This is a genomic window from Microbulbifer mixtoriginis (SeqCode) (genome assembly GCF_052466865.1).
Genome location: NZ_CP174293.1, coordinates 2,972,879 through 2,992,440, shown reverse-complemented (window position 1 = coordinate 2,992,440; position 19,562 = coordinate 2,972,879). Strand labels below are relative to the sequence as shown.

The 19,562-nt window shown below is 51.5% G+C and carries 16 protein-coding genes; 6 read left to right on the top strand and 10 right to left on the bottom strand.

All coding sequences use genetic code 11. The features are described 5' to 3' along the window. Positions 1-151: 151 nt before the first annotated feature. Positions 152-1,240 (bottom strand): tRNA (uridine(54)-C5)-methyltransferase TrmA, encoded by a 1,089-nt coding sequence (trmA, locus tag ACJJJA_RS13460; protein WP_444904937.1) that lies wholly within the window; start codon positions 1,238-1,240, stop codon positions 152-154. Between the two features lie 55 nt (positions 1,241-1,295). Between trmA and ACJJJA_RS13455 the strand changes: the two genes are divergently transcribed. After that, positions 1,296-1,700, top strand: a complete 405-nt coding sequence (locus tag ACJJJA_RS13455; protein WP_444886388.1) for a secondary thiamine-phosphate synthase enzyme YjbQ — start codon at positions 1,296-1,298, stop codon at positions 1,698-1,700. Positions 1,701-1,709: 9 nt separating this feature from the next. Here ACJJJA_RS13455 and ACJJJA_RS13450 read toward each other — a convergent pair whose 3' ends face one another. From ACJJJA_RS13450 to ACJJJA_RS13410, 9 genes are all read right to left on the bottom strand, one after another. Then, positions 1,710-2,045: a TusE/DsrC/DsvC family sulfur relay protein gene (locus tag ACJJJA_RS13450; protein ID WP_444886387.1), complete on the bottom strand. Its 336-nt coding sequence runs from the start codon at positions 2,043-2,045 to the stop codon at positions 1,710-1,712. Positions 2,046-2,053: 8 nt separating this feature from the next. Continuing rightward, positions 2,054-2,344: a sulfurtransferase complex subunit TusB gene (gene tusB / locus ACJJJA_RS13445; RefSeq protein ID WP_444904936.1), complete on the bottom strand. Its 291-nt coding sequence runs from the start codon at positions 2,342-2,344 to the stop codon at positions 2,054-2,056. Position 2,345: 1 nt separating this feature from the next. Beyond that, positions 2,346-2,708: a sulfurtransferase complex subunit TusC gene (tusC, locus tag ACJJJA_RS13440; protein ID WP_444904935.1), complete on the bottom strand. Its 363-nt coding sequence runs from the start codon at positions 2,706-2,708 to the stop codon at positions 2,346-2,348. Between the two features lie 2 nt (positions 2,709-2,710). Continuing rightward, positions 2,711-3,103: a sulfurtransferase complex subunit TusD gene (gene tusD, locus ACJJJA_RS13435; RefSeq protein ID WP_444904934.1), complete on the bottom strand. Its 393-nt coding sequence runs from the start codon at positions 3,101-3,103 to the stop codon at positions 2,711-2,713. A 65-nt stretch (positions 3,104-3,168) separates the two neighbouring features. Next, positions 3,169-3,852 carry a Bax inhibitor-1/YccA family protein gene (locus ACJJJA_RS13430; protein ID WP_152453311.1) on the bottom strand — a complete coding sequence of 228 codons (684 nt, stop codon included), beginning with the start codon at positions 3,850-3,852 and terminating at the stop codon, positions 3,169-3,171. Positions 3,853-4,030: 178 nt separating this feature from the next. Beyond that, positions 4,031-6,478: an endonuclease/exonuclease/phosphatase family protein gene (locus ACJJJA_RS13425; RefSeq protein ID WP_444904933.1), complete on the bottom strand. Its 2,448-nt coding sequence runs from the start codon at positions 6,476-6,478 to the stop codon at positions 4,031-4,033. Between the two features lie 9 nt (positions 6,479-6,487). Further along, positions 6,488-7,762, bottom strand: coding sequence for a glycosyltransferase (locus ACJJJA_RS13420; protein WP_444886382.1), 1,275 nt, complete (start codon positions 7,760-7,762; stop codon positions 6,488-6,490). Then, on the bottom strand, positions 7,759-10,002 hold the full coding sequence (locus tag ACJJJA_RS13415) for a hypothetical protein (RefSeq protein ID WP_444904932.1): 2,244 nt from the start codon (positions 10,000-10,002) through the stop codon (positions 7,759-7,761). Before ACJJJA_RS13415 ends, ACJJJA_RS13420 begins: the two co-directional genes overlap by 4 nt. Further along, entirely contained in the window at positions 10,002-10,709 is a 708-nt protein-coding gene (locus ACJJJA_RS13410; protein ID WP_444904931.1) for a TVP38/TMEM64 family protein, read from the bottom strand. The genes ACJJJA_RS13415 and ACJJJA_RS13410 overlap by 1 nt, the downstream gene beginning before the upstream one ends. Before the next feature lie 304 nt (positions 10,710-11,013). On the opposite strand from ACJJJA_RS13410, the gene ACJJJA_RS13405 reads away from it, so the two are divergent. The 5 genes from ACJJJA_RS13405 (at position 11,014) to ACJJJA_RS13385 (ending at position 19,490) form a co-directional block, all read left to right on the top strand. Continuing rightward, positions 11,014-12,336: a TolC family protein gene (locus ACJJJA_RS13405; protein ID WP_252081917.1), complete on the top strand. Its 1,323-nt coding sequence runs from the start codon at positions 11,014-11,016 to the stop codon at positions 12,334-12,336. Between the two features lie 2 nt (positions 12,337-12,338). Beyond that, positions 12,339-13,445, top strand: coding sequence for an efflux RND transporter periplasmic adaptor subunit (locus ACJJJA_RS13400; RefSeq protein WP_444904930.1), 1,107 nt, complete (start codon positions 12,339-12,341; stop codon positions 13,443-13,445). A gap of 18 nt (positions 13,446-13,463) precedes the next feature. Then, a complete protein-coding gene (locus tag ACJJJA_RS13395; RefSeq protein WP_444904929.1) occupies positions 13,464-17,153 on the top strand; it encodes an efflux RND transporter permease subunit in 3,690 nt (1,229 codons plus the stop codon). Positions 17,154-17,270: 117 nt separating this feature from the next. Beyond that, entirely contained in the window at positions 17,271-17,549 is a 279-nt protein-coding gene (locus ACJJJA_RS13390) for a hypothetical protein (protein ID WP_444904928.1), read from the top strand. Between the two features lie 1,002 nt (positions 17,550-18,551). Continuing rightward, positions 18,552-19,490, top strand: coding sequence for a UDP-glucose 4-epimerase family protein (locus tag ACJJJA_RS13385; protein ID WP_444904927.1), 939 nt, complete (start codon positions 18,552-18,554; stop codon positions 19,488-19,490). The last annotated feature ends 72 nt before the right edge of the window (positions 19,491-19,562 follow it).

The following is a 19,562-nucleotide window of genomic DNA, read 5'->3' as shown; positions in this document are numbered from 1 at the left end:
TAATGCCCCTCTCCTCAAAAGTTCCCCTTCAAGGTTTCCTCTTGCTATGGGACTGTGAGGTCTTCAATTGATTTACAGTGATGATTAGAGCGATGTAAGGCTGTTTCGGGGGCAGTAAGAAGTTGCCCCCGAGTAATACCTTCATTGGTCGTTATTTCCGTACCAGTAACAAGCCGGTTTCGGTGTGGTCTGTGTAGGGGAATTGATCGAATAAGGCAAAGCGCTCGATGCGGTGGGTCCTGCTCAAGAGTTTGAGGTTTTCCAGCTGGGTCCCCGGATTACAGGAGATATACAGAATGCGAGGGAAGCGCGCAACCATTGCACAGGTATCTTCATCCAGACCGGCGCGGGGGGGATCTACCAGCACAGTGTCAAAACTGTAACTATCAAGATCTATATGAGCGAGGCGACGAAATGGGCGAACCTTATCGATAGCCTGGGTAAACTCCTCACTGGATAAGCGCACGATATCCAGATTATTGATGCCGTTTACCTGAATATTCTCCTGGGCAGAGTTGACCGAAACCTTGGAGATTTCAGTGGCCAGTACTTTCTCAAAATTTTCACTGAGTGGAATGGTAAAGTTGCCATTGCCGCAATAGAGCTCAAGCAGGTCGCTGGGGTTCTGGCCGCAGGCATTCTTGGCCCATTGGATCATGGAACGGCAAATGTGCCCATTGGGTTGGGTAAAGCTGCCTTCTACTTGTTTGTACTGATAGCTCTTGCCATCGATATCCAGTTTTTCGGTGACGAAATCTCGCTCTAACACCATTTTCTGCTTGCGCGAGCGCCCAAGGATAGGGAAGCCCAGTTTTTCTTGTAAGGCCCTTGCTTCCCGCTCCCAGCTTTCATCCAGCTTTTTGTGATAGATGAGTGTGATGAGCGCATCACCACTCAAGGTGGTAAGGAATTCGGCGGAGAACAGACGCTTGCGTAGTATCTCGCTACTGTTAACGGTCTCCAAGACCTTGGGCATTAGCTGATTCATTAGCTCCGAGCCCACGGTAAATGTATCGATGATAAAAGGCTTTTTATACTCGCCCTGGCGATACATGGCGTAATGAGCTATGCCGCCTTCATGCCAAACCTTGAACTCGGCGCGAAGCCGGTAATGAATGGGTGGAGATGGAAATAGCTCAGGCTCCAGATCGGTAAATTCACGATAGGCCTCGGCCAGGCGCTTGGCCTTTGCATGGAGTTGGTCTTGATAGTCGTCGGTGTTAACGCGGTGCAGTGCCATATTAAAATACGGTAGTCTCAATGGTAGAGCGGGCGCGAATTATATAGGAATCCGTATGGCAATAGGTGAGATTGCAATAAGAGTGTCTGGGCAGGGGCTTCAGGAGTTTACCAGCCAAGTGGCCGATTGGGTGTCGAGGCTCAATGTGGGGGAGGGGCTTTGTACGCTATTTATACAACATACTTCGGCGAGCCTGCTGATCCAGGAGAATGCCGACCCCAGCGCGCGCAGGGATCTTGAGCAATGGCTCAATCGGCTGGTGCCAGAGGATGACCGCCTCTATACCCATACTCTTGAGGGTCCAGACGATATGCCGGCCCATATCAAAGCGGCCCTGACTGCTACCAGCCTCTCGATCCCTGTGCAAAATGGGCGGCTAATGTTGGGTACATGGCAGGGTATCTATTTGTGGGAGCACCGACACCACCAGGGTGAGCGCAGAGTCATTCTTCATATCTAAATGTTCGGCCTAGAGGCAGTTGGTGGGCTTGGGGAGCCCGGCAATTTTGCTGGCAATCTTGGCGGGACTTGGGGGGAACAGCTGCATGAGGTAGATGCTGCGACCTTTTTCCGAGCCCAGGTGCTGGCCGATAAACTTTACTAGCGGGCGCATAGCGGGAGACAGTTCAAATTGGCGATAAAATTCCTGCAGCAGCTCAATGACCTCCCAGTGGGCGTTGGTCAGCTCGATTTTCTCGGCGTGAGCTAGCTCTTCGGCCACATCGCGGTTCCAATCATTGAGGTCTCGCAGGTAACCCTCTTTATCAAGAGGGATTTCCCGGCCATTTACAGTTAGGTTGCTCATTGTATTGATCACCGGAACCAACTGACGATGGGGTTATGCTCGGTACATAGTTGCACCCAGCGAGCATCGTTGATCATCTCTACTGAGGCGAGTCTCGAGCTGGCCTGTATGCCGCGGGCTTCGCTATCGGCTATCAGGCAGTAGACCTTTGCTTCTTGTAAGTCGTGCAAGGCTTGGTGCTTCAGGGCGTAGACCCCGTCTTCAAGCAAGAGTAGGGCATCGCCTTCGGTGAGACTCTGCAGGCAATCGTGTAGTGCCTGGCTGCTAAAAGGCGATTTACTGACAATATGTAAGGTCATCTTAAAAACTCAACACGCACTGGTAAGCAGCGATTAGCTTCCCTGGCTTAGTAACCAGGGAGATTTCCGCTCCGGGAATCTGTATTTGGTCAGGGTGAATACCTCTTTGCTCCAGGCTGTGCTGGCATACATAGAGCTGTTCGACCCCAAACATGGGGAGTGCCATAAGGTTCCGGTACAGGTTTTTTTGTTCTATGACCTCTGGAGCTTGGTTGTCCAGTAGTTGGAATACGCCATCGCCAAGGAATAACAAATCAACTTCCTGTTCCATAGCCGCTGAGGCAAGCACAGCTTCAATCCCCTCTCGGGCCAGGGCGCTACCATAGGGTGCAGCCCTGCATAGGGCCAGGGTCTGGTTACCCATTGTTAACCTCCAAAAGTGATCAGGCGCTCAGAGTTGGCAACGGCATCGGTGAGCTGGCCGAGGCCGGCCAGTTCGAAGCCTTCTGCAAGATTGGCTGCGGGCTTTTCCAGGCGATTTGCTTCCCGCTGGCTTAAGACACCGCGTCTCTGAGCGGCGGCGATACAGACGACCAAATCCAGGTTGTGTTTCTGTTGCAGTGATTGCCACTCACTGATCAGGTCGGCTTCGTCCTGGGGGGGCGCGGCAATATTGTTGCCGTTTTGTATGCCATCACAGTAGAAAAAAATCCGGTAGATTTTATGACCCTCGGCCAGTAGCGCTTTGGCAAAGCGCAATGCGCTGGCTGCCGATTGCGAGGCGTGTGGAGCGGAGTAAATTGCCAGGGAAAACTTCATAGGGGGCCAAATAGTAAAATGCCCCGCAGAGCGGGGCATTGGGTCTAGCTCAGCAGCACTTATGCTTAGTCGTCAGAGGAAGCGAACCCAAGAATGTGCAGCAGGCTGGTGAACAGGTTGAAGATATTCAGGTACAGGGAAGCCGTTGCCATCAGGTAGTTGGTCTCACCGCCGTTGATGATACGGCTGGTGTCATACAGGATGAAACCTGACATCAGCAGGGCAACAACACCACTCAGGGCAACGCTGACCAGAGGCATGTGAATGCCGAAGAAGCCTGCGATGATGACTGCCAGGAAGCAGACCAGTACAGCGATCAGGCCAACAGCCAGGAAACCACCCATAAAGCTGAAGTCTTTGCGGGTAGTCAGTACGTAAGCAGACAGGGCAAAGAAAATCAGGGCTGTGGTACCTAAAGCTTGCATTACGATCTGGCCGCCGCCAGCGAGGCCCAGGTAATGGTTAAGCAATGGGCCGATAGATGCGCCCAATAGGCCGGTGAATGCGAAAACAACACCGACGCCGGCGCTGGAATTGGCAGTGCGTGGCAGAACGAACCAAATCAGGGCCAGGGCTCCCAGGGAGCAGATCAGGCTCATGCCGCGGCCCATGCCGACGGCCATAGAGATACCGGCTGTGACAGCACTAAAAAGTACAGTCATGGCCAAGAGGGCATAGGTATTGCGCAACACCTTCGCCGATTCCGAGCGGTCCAGTGCACGGGTATTTGTATAAGCTTGCGGTTGCATTTAGCGACTCCTGCTATTTAATCGATACCGGAATCATATAGCTCGCGGTGGGGACCATCAAGTCGGGAAATCCCTTTTAGGCGCTGGCTATAAATTGAGTTGAATTCGAAAAACCGCAGTTTTTTCAGGGTTTTAGTCGAATCTTCTCCTGCTATTAATAGGGACCGCTGGAGATTTTTCAAGGGGTTTTGCTTGCTTCGGGCCTAAAAGGCACCTCGATATCGACAATCAAAGGCAGGTGATCCGAAGCTTGTCGGGTCAGCACCGTACGTGGCACTCGCACTTTTTTTATCACAATGCCGGCGCTTAAGAAAATATGATCGATTCGCACCTTGAGAAAAGTGCCTTTGGGGCTATGCCTGGGTGCTTGCTCCTGGGCATCGCGCAGGTAGCCGCAGAGGCGTTTACACTCGGCGGAAGTGGGCAGTGCATTGAAGTCACCGAGTAAAATCCGCTCGCCTTTACAGCGAGGGTTGCTTAGCCATTCTGGTCCCAGCAGGGCATCCACCTGCAGTAACCGCTCTGCGCGCGAGAGTCCGAGATGCGTATTGATCACCTGAATTTTGCTGCCGTTATGCTCAACCTCTACCCAAATGGCGCCGCGAGGCTCATCTGCAGCGGGATTGAACAAGCGCCCCTTACCCTTTGGTGGTCCCGGTAAAATTCCTTTTTTGATCAGCTTTGCCGGCAGGTGAGTGAGAATGGCGTCGCCGTAACGCTCCTCATTGAGGTTAATGGCTGGCTGAAAATGCACATCCATTGAGAGCAACCGTGCCAGTCGCTCAGCCTGATCAAGCCCCCCGGTGCGTTTGCGTTTCACATCCAGTTCCTGCAAGGCGACAATATCGGGGCGGTAGCGGGCGATTACCCTGGCAATACGCTGCGGTGACAGAGTACCGTCGGTTCCTTTACAGCTATGCACATTGTAAGTCATGACTCGCAGAGTTTTTTGTGGCAGCTGGTGCTCATCCAATTTCATCGGGTGGGCGCCGCGCAGGTAGGCCCTCGCAGCAGTGCGTAGATCCTGGGGGCGCCAGTAGCCCAGCCGCGGATCTGGCGGCTGTATATCTTTAGGCATTAGGGCAAAGGCGTGGGTTTCCCTGGGACCGGCGGCACCGTGGCTGCCGTTTTCCATGGCGAAAGTCAGAGGCTGTTCCTCGCTGGAGCACCAGCCGTACATCATAAAGTCGCCGGAGTCGGGGTGACTGCACAAGCTGATCATGTCGGCAATGGATTGCTCGGGGTAGGGGTGCTCGTCCCCCATCAACTTGCGGCCGTCTTCGGGCAACCTCACCGGGCCATGTTTCCACCATCCGTGCACCGGGGACTTTGCCGAAGTGGGGTCCACCCGATAGAGCACTAGAGGCACATGGGCCTGTTCAACTATTTTGCGAGCGACCTGTTCGCGGCTGATATTATCCAATTCCAGGTTGTAGAGCATGGCCAGAGGGCCAAGGGCAGTGAGTGCCAAAGGGGTTTTACTGGTGGTGCAATCAACAGACTCCTCCTGTTTTTCTATGTCTTTTTTATCCATCCATTCGCTGCCAAACAAGCGCGCCCGCTCCAGCTGCACGCCGTGCCTGCTTTGGCCTGGCTCAATTTCTGGCGGTTTTGCAAGATCGGACAATGTTTCTGACAGGGCGTCGCCAAGGCTGCGGCCAAAGACCTCCTCGTAGGGCTTGGTTTGTTCCTGGCCGTGATCGGAAAAAATCCACACATCGTAGTGGCGCCGATCGGAGGCATGGGCGGCACGCCAAATGCGGGCTATGGCATCGTCGATACCCTTCAATACCCAGTGGGCGAACGCCGAGCGCGGGCCGCGTCGGTGGGACTGCTCATCATAACCGAGCAAATTGACATAAATAATGGGTAGGCCGCGGCTGATGTCCACCTTGACCCCCATGGTGCAAAATTCTCTTGAGAGAATGGTGATACCGACCCGGGTGGGGACAAACATCAATTCCTTGAGCAAGTTTTGCCCCTGCATCACGCCGCGTATGCAGTCTACAAGGGATAGCAGCAACTCCACCACAATCAGTGCAGCTGTGCGTATCAGACTCCATAAGTTGGTTAGGATTAGAACGGCAATGGTCCAGGGGCTGGCACTGCGCAGGGCTGGCCCCCAGCCCTGATCGGCTGGGCAAAAGTGTGCCTCGCCGGTCTTGGTACCGGCGCGAAACAAGCTCAGGTAGCAGCTGCCATCGCGCAGAAGGGGATCACGCTGTTTGAACATATCCCTGCTTTCCACCAGCGCGGCCACTTCCGGATCGTACATACGGCCGAGTTTTTGGGTTTCATGGATAAGAAAGCCAAAGGCCGGTACCGCCTGGCGCACACCGTAGAACAGCTCTGCCTGTACGGCGGGGGTGGTGGAGGGAATCCCGGAAAACATGTGTTCCAGGCGGTAGTGTTCTTTGCGGATCAGGCCCTTTAAGAAAGGCATCCGGCCCCCGGAAAGAGCCTTTAAGAGTTCCGGATGTGCCAAACCATCAATCTGGATCAGGATCAAACCCGGTGCGTGGGGTTGGCGGCCGCTGGTGGAGAGTCCTAACAGTTTGGCGATCCACTCGCTGCGGCTGAAGCGGCGGCGCCAGCGCCTAATGGAAAGTCCGACTCTGCTTAACATAATGGGCGGCTATGGCTCCGGTGCCTGGCCAAATGCCGCACCGGCGGCTCCGGTCAACCCTTCGATAATCTCCCACTGGGCACCAATAAGATTGCGCATGCGCATCCACTGGGCGAAGAGGGAGTCATCCAGGGCCCATCCGTATTTGAGCAGAGGTTGATAGAGATCCAGCGCTCTCTGTGCACAGCTGTGCATAGAGAAATCCCGTGCGGTGTTTAAGGCTTCTCGGTTGAGAGCCTGGCGTTGTTCCGGGGGTAGCTGGTAAAGCCAGCGGATTGCCTCAATAAAGCTTTCCAGGTTTATTTCCGTCACCAGTCGCCCATTTTTACCATTGCGTACCATTTCCCGGGAGCCGTTGGCATCCAGGGCAATAACCGGTACCCCTCCAGCCATGGCCTCAGAGAGCACTAGCCCCTGAGTTTCACTAGTAGAGGCGAAAACAAAAGCGTCCATGGCGTTGTACATGTCCCGGCGCGCCTCGCCGAGCACTGCACCGGGCATATGCAGACGCTGGGAAAGCCCCCGGCTGGCAAAAATTGCCTGCAGCTCATCCTCAAGAGGTCCGCTGCCGGCAAACAGGAAGTGAGCGTTGCCTTCATCCCGCATAAATCTCGTCACTGCATTGCAGAGGAAACGCAGATTTTTTTCCTGACCAAAGCGGCCCAGGTGGCCCACCACAAATGCGGACTTGGGAATACCCAGGCGCCGACGCACCTTGCTGCCGTCGCCGTTGTTGTAGTCCTCCAGTTGAACGCCCGTGGGCACCTCGGCGATGGGGGTTTGAACGCCGCGCTCGCGCAATAATTTAACAATGCTGTGGCTGGGTGCCAGTACCAGGCTGGACAGGTTGGCATAGCGTGTGGCCAGCTCAATCACGAAGCGTTTCAGCACTTGAGAGTCAGCGGGTACATAGTGGGTATAGTGCTCATAGAGCGTGTGGTGGGTGAAAACCAGCGGTAGCTCCCGCTGCCGGGCTACCCGAAGGGCAGTCATACCCAGAAGAAAAGGGTGGTGGGCGTGAACGATATCTGGCTTGAATTGATCTAGCCGATCACTCAAATCCGGTGAAAAAGGCAGTGCTACTGAGAAGTCGCTGCCATTGAAATTTTGGATGGCGTGGATGCGTACAACGTGCTTTTCCCCGGCGATTTTCTCTGGAAATTCCGGGGCCACGATCAAAACCCTGTGCCCTCGCTTGCGATATTCCTCGCTGAAAGCAGCGACCGAGTGCGCCACGCCACCGACATGGGGTAAGTAGGTGTTGGTCAGCATGACGATATTCACTGGGATTTTAACTCCACAGATTGCAGCCCCTCGCCAACCAGTGTGGGTGGAAAGCCAATGGGGTTAACAGCAATGGCCGGTGGCTTTCCGTACCAGTCTGCGGTCCAGGAGACCTTTGGGCGGACTCCGGGAGTGATCTCCAGGGAAATCACCCCAAACCGCGTCGGCGCTGGGCCGAAGCGAATGGGGACCTTGGCAGACGTATCCTTTAGCCATTCCGGCGGTAATCCTGAGACCAGTATCAGGGCGTCCTGTTCCTCTCGCACAAAGCAATTGCGCTGCATGGCGACCCACTCTGCAGCGGCCCAGGCATGCTGCCCGTCGCCCATGCAACCGCCCAGGGAATGGGGGTGGATGGCTTCAGGCCACTGGCCGGTGGGGGAGGCCAGTTTGGCGACACTGCGCATCAACTCCAGGCATCGCCGATCCCCGGCGCGCAGTAAGACCTGGGCAATATGTAGTGTGAGGTAGGCATTGATACCCGAGTGGATCATATCTTGAAAGAAACCGCCGCTGACAAAGCATTTGTCGATCAAAAAGTCAGCCAGGTCGATCAAGCGGGGATCATCTGGGGGGTAGAGCTGTAGTGGATAGCCTGCCACCACGGACCCGATAGCTCCGGCATCCAGGCGCCGGTTGGGAGAGGCCGGCATGGCGGATCTTCCTAGCCGTTCTTGAGCACTGCTGAGGCTTTCGTCAATGGTGCGCTGAAAATCATTGGCGGCGGTGCTGAATCGGTGTGCATTGTCGTCAATGCCTTCTCTGGTGCAGATGGCGGCAGCGGCGTGTAATCCGGCTACTCCCCAAAAGTCATCCCAGTAGTAACAGTCGTTGGGACCCAGGTGCTCTGCACTGAAGCCTGCTGGTAACAGGCCCGCACAGAGGCTGCCATCCTGGGGCAGGCGCTTGTTGATAATCCATCTGGCTCCCTTGAGGATGGGCTCGCACCAGAATTGCTTAAGCGGCTTATTTGCCAGCTGGCAAAATAAGTTGAATATCCAAAGCGCTTCGCCGTTGGAATCCCACTCACCATCCTGGGAGTGAAAAAAACCATCGCGTTTTTGTCGGTGAGGAAACTGATCCAAAGCCCGTTCTGCGCGATCTATCAAGCCTGCGTAAAGCAGTGACTGGATCATAAAGGCGGCATCCCGGAACCAGAATCGCTTGTAGGTGTAGGGGCCTGGGTACACATCTTTGGGGGAGTGCAGAATCAGGGTGCGAATGGCTGAGTCGTAGAGGAATTGGAAGTCCCGGTCTGGAATCTTGAGCGCGCAGTGGCCTGCCAAGCTTTCCGCCCAGCTTTTCGTCTCTGTGTCTTTAGGGGTTTCGCTGTCGAGGGGAATTGAAACTTCCAGCTTCAGGGGCTTGTGACGCTCTAATCGAAACATGGCTGCAGCAGAGGCCATGCCCACATCACATTCACCCTGCATACGCCCAGTTTCGTCTTTCAAGTGCAGGTAAATATCCCCACCGCGATAATCTGAGGCCAGGTGCTTGTCGATGGGTTGACTGAATAAAACCGCCTGCTTGTCTTCAATGAGCCACCCTCGGCCTTGGTCATTGAGGCGTACCTTGTGTACAAAACTGACCCCCTCTGGATTACATGGGCGCAGGACCACCAATAGCCAGCCGCTGTTCCGGCAACTGGCGGTAAGTTTGATGTTGCAGTGGGGGGCTCCATCAATGACTTCTACGGATACAGTGTTGCGCAGTTTGAGTCCGTGGCGAGCGGATTCCGTAACCACAGAAAGGTGATCATCCAGTTCCTGGTGTTGCTCACAGTAGGTGAGGGAGGCGGGAGTTAATTCCTCGCCACCGTCGCCGATTACCCAGGCATCAATAGACCACCCATCGTAGTAGGGTGTGACCAGGCCACGGGGATCGACCACCGGCAAAGCCTCACAGTCAGGTAACCCCACAGCGGTCCAATTGCGGTGGCTGAGGTTACAGTGGGTGATAGAAAAAGCCCGGGGGATAAACGAATTATCTCGTGGGTCAAACTGGCGTTGTATCCAATAGGGCCAGACCCAGTCCAGATTGTGCTGGATTACCTTGCTATTGATCAGTGCACGGGCGTGAAATACCGCACCCGCACGCAGTAGCTCAATGGGCTCGCTGACTTCTGAGGGTTCGGCGAAGCGCTGCAAGCGAGCCATCAATGTTAGCGGATCAAGAAAACCGTGGGCGGTGGCAAATCGGCGTACGAAGAAGCGCCACGGTAGCCATTTCATCCAGGGCATCAGAGATCCTCTTCTTTCACGATCTTCTTCAGGGCGCGTCGCGCCATGCGTGTGAGGCCGATCAAGGCTAGTACAGCAAGTACAAAGCCCATGATGTAAAGCGCCCATTGCACCGTAGTGCGCTCCTCCACCTCACCCAGGGACGTTAGATCCGCGGCGATGGAGCCTACATATACATTGTTCAGAGTGAGGGGGATTACCCCCAGAGCATTGCCCAGTACGAAATCCCGCAATCGAACCGGTGTTAGCCCAAAGAAATAGTTGGAGAGCTTGAAAGGGAACAGTGGTACCAGGCGGGTTAACATGATCATCTGCCAGCCCTCACGACGAATCACTTCGCCCACCGTGGCGGGCTTTATGTGGGACATAATCCAGCGTGATGGCCTCTCTCCGAGCAGGTAGCGGGCAATCAGAAAGGCCAAGGTTGCGCCGAGGACGGTTCCCAACAGTACCAACAAAGTGCCTTTGATTACTCCAAATACAAATCCTGCGCCCATGGTGAAAATAACACCAGGCAACAACAATACGATCGCCAGGGCAACGATTAACACGAATAGCAGGCTGGTTTGCCAGCCCTGCTCATTGAGCCACTGGAACAGTTCGATCAGTCGCTCATCCAGGTTGAAATACATCATCAGGCTGAGCGCACCGGCCACGGCGATCAGGCAAATCAGAATCACAATTACCGGTAGGAATTTCACCGCCATAGAACTGCTCGGGAGCCAACAACAAGCGGTTTTGATCGCCGCCAGTTATTAGCCTAGCCAATGGAAAAGGGCAGGTGAAACTTCATTTTGACGCACCCGGGTTTTATCGGGCGCTAGCACCTAGAAAGGATTTATTGGCGGGGAAATGGCTCAGGCAGATATAAAAAAAAGAAATATGTAGGGGGAGTACACTGGTTGGCGTGGGGATAGGCGTGCTGACTAAGCGGTGAGCATGAAGCACATATACTTACTGGAATAATTGCATATTGTGCGGGTGTGTGCTGCTGCCAGGAAGGGGTGATCGTTGTTCAAGGGCGGGTTCGCAATATGGATCTTTATCGGCGCTGCCTGGAGCTCTGCCCCTGAGCCTGTGCTTCCGCTCAATGATGCAGTACAAACGGCCATTCGTACCAACCTGCGGGTGCAGGGCGCGGCTCTAGAAGTCGATGAGGCGGGTGATATGGTTGAGGCGCTAAAGACACGCCGTTACCCGCGATTGGAACTGAATGCCGCCATCAATCACAACCTCACCACCCAGAGCTATACCTTCCCTGAGGGTAGCCTTGTTCCCGATTCTGAAATAGGACCAATCCCACCAAACAATGTGGAGATCACCACCGAGCAGGGAACTACTGAGATCGTCTCCTTCAGTGCGCGCCAGCCTCTTACCCGTCTCTACACTATTGCCTTGGAAATCTGTGAGGGCTATGTCACCACTGCTATGGCGGTACAAAAAGTGCGCTGGACGCAGCAGGATGTCGCTTTTTTGGTAAAGCTGCAGTATTTCGAGGTGGGCAGGATTATCGGTGACCTCCAGGCAATTGATGAATCTATTTTGTTCTTGAGTTCCCTGAGTGACCTGGTGCGCAATTATGTCGACCAACAGGTGGCTCTAGAATACGAGTTGCTGGATGTACGTGCCCGCTTGGCCCAGCGCCAATTGGAGCGTCAGCGCAGGATTGATGAGATGATTACGGCCAAGGAGCGACTCAATGCGCTATTGGGGCGCGATGTAGAAACGCCATTTAGCGTCGAGCACCTCCCTGTACCTCATCAAGTCGTGTATGACACCGATGCATCCCTGGTGTTGGCCTTTGATCAACGCCCTGATTTTATTGAATCACTGTTGGCCATTGAGAAGGCTGAATACAGCTACGATGTTAAGAAATCTGAATATATTCCCGATATAGACTTTCACTTCAGTTATCTCAAGCTCTTTAACGTAAGCCTTGTTCCTGATGCCGAGGTAATCGTTGCTTTAGATTTACGCTGGGAGATTTTTGACTGGGGGCGCAAGCGGGATGAGCTGGCCAGCCGCGCGAGTAAAATTGCTGGGGCCGAAGTTAGAGTGGGGGAGTTGCGCGGTCAAATTGAAGTAGAAGTGCGCGACAGCTTGCGCAAGTTACGGACTGCGCAGGAATCGGTAGCTGTAGCCCGAGAATTACAAGCGGCATATCGGGAAAAGTTACGGGTAATGATCAACCGCTATCGTGAGCAAACGACGCTATTAACCAACGTACTGGAAACTGAAACCCAGCTCGATCGCGCCAACAGCGATTACAACAAAGCGGTACTTTCTGTCTGGAGGGCGTTAGCCGAATACGAAAGAGCGGTGGGGGAGGTGTAACGATGTTGCGTTTACCCCTTTTACTGATGTTTCTGCTCTTACTATCGGCCTGCCAAAGTGAGCCACCGGAGAAAAGTCCGGTGCCTGTGCAAGCTACAGTGGCTCGTACAGAAAGTGGTATTGAAGGTTATCCATACTCTGCCGTGGTCCACCCCTATACGCAGGTAGATGTAGCATTTAGAACAGAGGGATATATCGATGAAATTCCAACTCGCCGGGCGCTTGGAAAAATAAGAATATTGCAGGGCGGGGACCGAGTGATTCAGGGAGAGCCCCTGGCTATCGTCAACGACGAGCAATACAGAGACAAGGTGGTTGAGGCGGCAGCGAATGTCAGTAAAGCAGAGGCTGCCCGGAGGAAAGCAGATCTGGACTACAAAAGAGCTTCGGCTCTTTTTGCCACCGCAAGTATCACGGCACCGGATTACGACGCCGCCCGGGAGGAGTATGAGATCTCACAGGCCTCGGTTGTAGGCTCTAAGGCACGCCTGGATAACGCTAAAGAGAATCTCAATGACACGGTGTTACGTTCACCCCTTACGGGAATTATTCTTCAACGCAATATAGAGGTCGGCACTCTGGTGCAAAGGGATGCCATTGGTTTTGTGGTTGCTGATATCTCTCGTGTCAAAGTGGTTTTTAATGTGCCCGATGTGGTGTTGAGCTTTGCCAAACTGGGTAGTGTTATCTCTATGATGACAGAGTCCCAACCAGGCAAGACTTTTACTGGCCAGGTCACAGAAGTTTCCCCGAAAGCAGAGGAGCGCACCAGAGTTTTTGCCATTACCGTAACCGTGCCTAACCCCAATGCAATATTAAAACCGGGCATGATTATGAGTCTTTTACTGGACAAAATGCAGCCTCAGCCAAACCGGGTTGTGGTGCCCCTTTCATGTTTGGTCCCGCAGTCAAATGAATCGGAAGGCTTTGCCGTTTTTGTATTGGAAATTGACAACAATGTTTTACAGGCAAAACTGCGCAGAGTGGTTCCAGGGCCGGTAGTGGGTAACAAAATTGTTGTTTTACACGGCCTCAAGGAGGGGGAGCGGGTTGTGTCCAATGGCGCGTCACAATTACAGGATAGTCAGGCGGTAAGGATAGTGCCCTAGTGCCTCAAGGGAATATCAATGGCGGTTAAAGACGAAAAAACCAGAGAAGAAATCCTGGAAGCTGAAAGTGAGCACCGTTTTAATACCGCTCGCTTTTTTGTCGATAACTCCTCCATTTCATGGGCGCTACTGGTTGGGGTTATGTTTTGGGGGCTTATCTCTTATATCGCGATGCCCAAAAGTAAGGATCCAGATATTCCCGTCCGTATAGCCACAGCAACAACTAAATGGCCAGGGCAAAGTGCCATCAAAGTTGAGGAGCTGGTAACACGACGAATTGAAGATGCCATCGCCCAGAGTGAATATCTATACCAGCCAGATGCGCGGTCCTTTGCAATAAAATCACTGACCCTTAACGGTGTGTCCGTAGTACAAACTCAGCTTGCCCCTCACACCGATGTCACCAAGGCATTTAATGATATAAACCTGAAACTTATTGACGCGCAGAGTCAACTGCCTTCAGGGACACAGGCTACTCAATTCAATGATGAATTTGGGGATACGGCTGCCGTGCTTTTGGCAGTAGCCAGCCCAAGGGCCGGAGCTACTGAAATTAGCCTCCGAGCAGAAAACATTCGAGAAGCATTATCGGAGGTTCGCGCCAAGTATAAAAACCAGGGAATAGAGCAGAGGGTCAGTATTATGGTGGCCCTGCCGCTTTCAGTGCACGGGGTGAATAGCTTGGCTGCCTTCAAGGTCTTGTCCCGGTGGATGGAGAAGCAAGGTTATGGCACTGCATTTAAAATTCTGTCGGGCCCCGGTTATATCGGCGTAGATTTTACTTCTGATAAAAGCGATGAAGAGTTGATGCGCGCGGGATATCGTTTTTTGAATGAACGACTCAGTGCACAGAGATTCTTTCCCGATGCCTGGGATCCATTTATTGTGCGTGATCTTGCTAAAACTCGTGAACGTCTTACCCAAGTAGCCGGGGCAAAATATAGCTATCGGCAGCTGGACGATTTCTCTGATCTGATTGCTTCGAATATTTATACTATGCCTCAGGTGAAACGGGTGCTGCGTTCCGGGGTGCTGCAACAGCAAGTTGATTTGGTTTATTCCCAGGAGCGGCTTGCTTCTTACGGCCTGCGCCCGGATATGATTGGCCCAATACTCAATGCCCGAAATACAACCATTCCTGGCGGCAATCTGACCGTTGAAGATATGGATGTCGCAATCTTCCCCAGTGGGGACTTTAGCAATTATGAAGAAATTGGGGACGTACCTATCACTTTAAGTGATGATGGTACACCGGTGTACTTACGGGGTGTACTGGATGTTTCAATGGGGTATGAGTCGCCGCCAGAACTATTAAATTACTATGTTAGCCAGTCTAAACACGATGGAACATGGCAACGGCATCGCAGTGTCAACTTATCGGTACAGATGCGTGATGGTGAGCAAATCGGCGAGTTGGGTAAGGCACTCACTAAGCTGTTGGATAAGGTTAGGGCCGACTTGCCGCCAGATTTAATTATTGAAAAAGTATCTGATCAGCCCAGACAAGTAAAGGAAAGTGTGGGGCTTTTTATTGAAGCGTTGGTTGAAGCCATTATCCTTGTGGTTATTGTTGCTTTTATCGGGTTTTCTGATTGGCGTTCCGCTGTCCTACTGATGATCTCAATCCCGATTACTTTGGCAATGACTTTCGGCTTTATCCAGTTTATGGGGGTGGATATTCAGCAAGTCTCTATTGCAGCCTTGATTATTGCCCTTGGGCTTTTAGTGGATGATCCTGTTGTTGCCGGGGATGCGATCAAGCGGCAGATGGCCGCGGGTAAACCATCGTTTATTGCTGCCTGGCTTGGGCCAACCCTACTTGCGAAAGCCATTTTTTTTGCGACGCTCACCAATGTGGTTGCGTATTTACCTTTTTTACTGCTAACCGGTAATCAAGGTGATTTTTTGCATAGTTTACCAATTGTTATGGCCTGTGCATTGATCGCCTCCCGTATAGTATCTATGACTTTTCTGCCTTTCATAGGAAATCTTCTCTTGCGCCCACCAAAGCGTACAGAGCCAACACTGGAGGAGCGGCGGAAACATGGGCTTACAGGTGTGTACTATCGAACCGCTAGCTGGGCAATAGATCACAGGAAACTTGTGCTACTGGCATTTTTACTTATTCTGGTAGTAGGAGTGGTATTGAAAACGCAGTTAAAGAATGCTTTTTTTCCAGATGATATTCAATATTTGTCCTATGTGGATGTCTGGTTGCAGAATGATGCAAGCATTGATGAAACAGATAGTGTTGCCAAACAAGCGGAGCAGGTGATTAGACAAACAATAGAAAAGTATCAAAAAGAAAATGGTGGAAATTCTGATGAGCCAATTCTACAAGCGCTGAGTACTACCGTTGGTGGAGGCGCACCGCGTTTTTGGTATACAGTGAACCCTCGGCCACAGCAGGCTAATTATGGTCAAATTATTATCCGTATCAATGATAAAAATTTGACTCCAAAGTTGGTCCCGATTATTCAGGAAGCCCTCAGTAAGAATATCCCAGGAGCCGATCTGGATGTGCGCCAATTGCAAACTACCCCGGTAGATTATCCCTTTGAAATAAGGGTTTCAGGGCGTGTGACAACCGGTTCTGAGGAAGAGCGTAAGGATATTATCATCTTGCGAGATATTGCCGAGAAAGTGAAAAATATTGTACAGAAATCGGCATATGCTCGTACGGTTCGCCAGAACTGGGGAGAGAGGAGTCTTGTGCTTTATATGAATGTTCTTGAAGACCGGGCAGCGATGTCTAGAGTCACGAATGCCGATATTGCCCAGGCTTCATCAACGGCAATTAATGGTAATGAGGTATCCACATTACGGGAGGGAGACAAAGAAATACCAATTGTTGTTCGCCTCCGACTGGATCAGCGTGGGCAATTGCAGGATATTAACAACCTTTATGTGTTTTCATCAGATACGGAAATAAGAGTTCCCCTAGAGCAGGTGGCTACAACAAGAATTGACTTTAGAACTGAGCGAATTCGTCGTTTGGAAAAATTTCGCACGATTTCCGTTTTTGCATACCCTTATGCTGGATTTATTGCCTCCGATATTATGGGAGATGTAAAAGATGAGTTAGATGCCTTGCAAAAGACGCTGCCCAGTGGTTACCAAATACAAGCTTCTGGAGATGCGGCTAACTCAACACATGGGTTTGCACAGCTACTCATGATACTTGGTGTTTCCTCAGGGGCTATTTTTTTGGCTCTGGTTTTCCAGTTTAGTAACTTATTGAAACCCTTGGTGGTATTTGCCACCGTACCACTGGGTATGGTGGGTGCCCTTGCAGCGCTTTATATCACTGGCCAGGCATTCGGGTTTATGGCTTTTCTGGGGATAGTAAGCTTGGTAGGGGTAATTGTCAGCCATATTATTGTCTTGTTTGATTTTATAGAAGTGCGTCATGCCGCAGGCGATCCTTTCAGAGAGGCATTGTTGGACGCGGGGATCCTACGACTAAGACCAATCCTGATCACAATAGCGGCTACTACCTGCGCCCTGGTGCCTCTCGCTTTCCATGGTGGTCCTCTTTGGCAGCCTTTATGTTTTGCCCAGATAGGAGGCTTGATATTGGCAACCTGCGGTACTTTGCTACTGGTGCCGGTGCTTTATACCGTGATGGTGGTGGATTTAAAGTGGATTCACTGGCACGAGAGGGGTTCAGGCGCGGAAGACGGCAGTAGAAACATGGTAGAAGCATAAGAACTCTACTTAGCCACCAGTGTCCTTCAGCGGGATTAGTCACCTCATATCGCTTAATTGGTCTGGTATTGACTATGGTTGGAGCCTAAACCTTAATTCCCCAACAGAGGAAGCCTGATGCGCCTGTTAATGAAAATCCTGATCCCCGTTAAGAGTGGCAATAATGCTATCGCAGACAAGTCCATGCCAAGAGCCTTCAATGATTTTATCGCTTCGGCTGAGCCTGAATTCTCCTATTTCTTTTTAGAGGATGGTAAGCGTGCGGCTATTTTTATTCTTGAGGAGAAGCGGCAGGATCATCTGATGGCATATAATGAAAAATTTTTTTCAGCTCTGGGTGCGGAAATTTGGATTACCCCAGTACTAAATCAAAAAGAACTACAAAAGCACCTTTAAGTATTGACGTAGGCAAGTTTGATTTCTCCGAAAGAGCGTAGTTGGGGCTTAAACTTCGCGACACTAGACTAACCTTTTAGTTTGTTTAAAGTTTAAGTCTCTCGCTTCGGACTGTCCGGGCATCTAAATTTATTAGGGTCTGCTTATGCCTACAAATGGTAATAAACGGATTGGAGAGTCACTAATTGGTTTAAACAGTCTATTGATACTTGTCATTTCCACATTCTCAGCTGGCACTATGGGGTTTGATACCGGCCCTTTAAATGGTTTTAGTGCCTCTGAATGGTCAACGTCTCATAGGTTAACGACTAGTTACTATCTAAAGAAGCTTCCTCTGGCTGGCACTAGCCCGATTTCAGTAATATGTTTGTCTGATGGGAAACTTTTAGTTGTTTCACCCATTGAATTTTTCTCAGATCAGTCCGCGTTAACCACGTTACGCTGGGCTATCCCTTCTAGGGCCATTGCTAGGGGGGGCGTGACATCGCAAAGGATTATAGCTTCGCCTATTCGCCACTTTGATGCGGTAATAGATAAAGACTTTAAAGCAAATTTGGCCCGCAAAAGATACCATCGTATCTGTGACCGTAAGGTTCCCAGAGATCTTAACCCCTGTGCTGAGGCTCGCTGGCATTATCGGCAAGCCAAGGCTTGCTTGGCAGCCCGAGAAAAATGGGAGATTAAATGGGGAACCGCAGAAACTACTGAGCCCCATGGGCGGGCTCTAGAGAATGTCAGAGCCAGAGTGAAAAATGCTGGCAAAGCTCAGCTTCGGTTTTGCAGCCTTAGAGATCAAAACTAAAGGTCGAATAATAGATAAGAGAGTATTAAATCCCCTCTTGCTGAACACTTTTGAGTTGTCTAATCATTGCTTAGCCAAGATACTTTTATTTTCAGGCTACCCGCTAAGAGCTCTTTATCGTCAACCCTTCCACCAGTGACTCAATGCTTCCCCATCTGTAAACTACTTCCTGATGAAATTAATTGATATGGGCGGGGCTTGTGGAAGCGCGAGTATTGTTGACCGGTGCCAGTGGCTTTATTGGAAGTGCTCTTTTATCAGCCCTGCGATCTAAAAGGGTTAAGGTACTGCCCGTGTATCGCCAGGAGATAGAAGGGGGGCTTTATGTACCTCGCATAGATGTGGAAACTGACTGGGGTACCGCACTGAACAATATTGATGTGGTGATCCATACTGCCGCGAGAGTTCATGTGATGAAAGAAGGTGCTGCTGACCCCTTGGCAGAATTTCGCAAAGTGAACTTGGAAGGTACCTTACAGCTGGCCCGCCAAGCGGCATCTTCAGGGGTAAAAAGGTTTATTTTCTTAAGCTCTATTAAGGTGAATGGGGAATCCACTACTGGCAGAGGCCCATTTACCGCAGAGGAGCCCTCAAATCCTGTAGACCCCTATGGGATATCAAAAAAAGAAGCTGAGGATGCCTTGCTCGCTCTGGCAGAGGAAACTGGCCTGGAAGTGGTTATTATTCGTCCACCACTAGTCTATGGACCTGGAGTAAAAGCTAACTTTCAATCCATGATGCGTTGGCTGCAGAAAGGTATTCCACTGCCGTTAGGTTCAATTAACAATCGGCGCAGCCTGGTTTCTGTCTATAACTTGATCGACTTGATCACAGTTTGTATTGAACACCCGAACGCAAGAAATCAAGTCTTCCTTGTATCTGATGGTCTTGATATGTCTATCACGGATTTATTGCGGCGGCTTTCAAGGAGCCTAAGATGCCGGGCTCTATTGATACCTGTGCCAGCATCTGTTCTGATCTTTACTCTCTCCCTACTGGGGAAAAGGGCTGTTGCCGGTCGTCTATGTGGTTCTTTGCAAGTGGATATTGGAAAAACTATGAACCTGCTTGATTGGCAGCCACCGGTATCGGTAGAAGAGGGGCTTGCTAAGACTACTGAAAGCCTGCAGAAATCTTAGTTTATAGATTATAGAAGCCTGGGAGTATCTGAATGATCCCGCCAGGCTTTCGGCTCTATTTTTTGCGAGTGT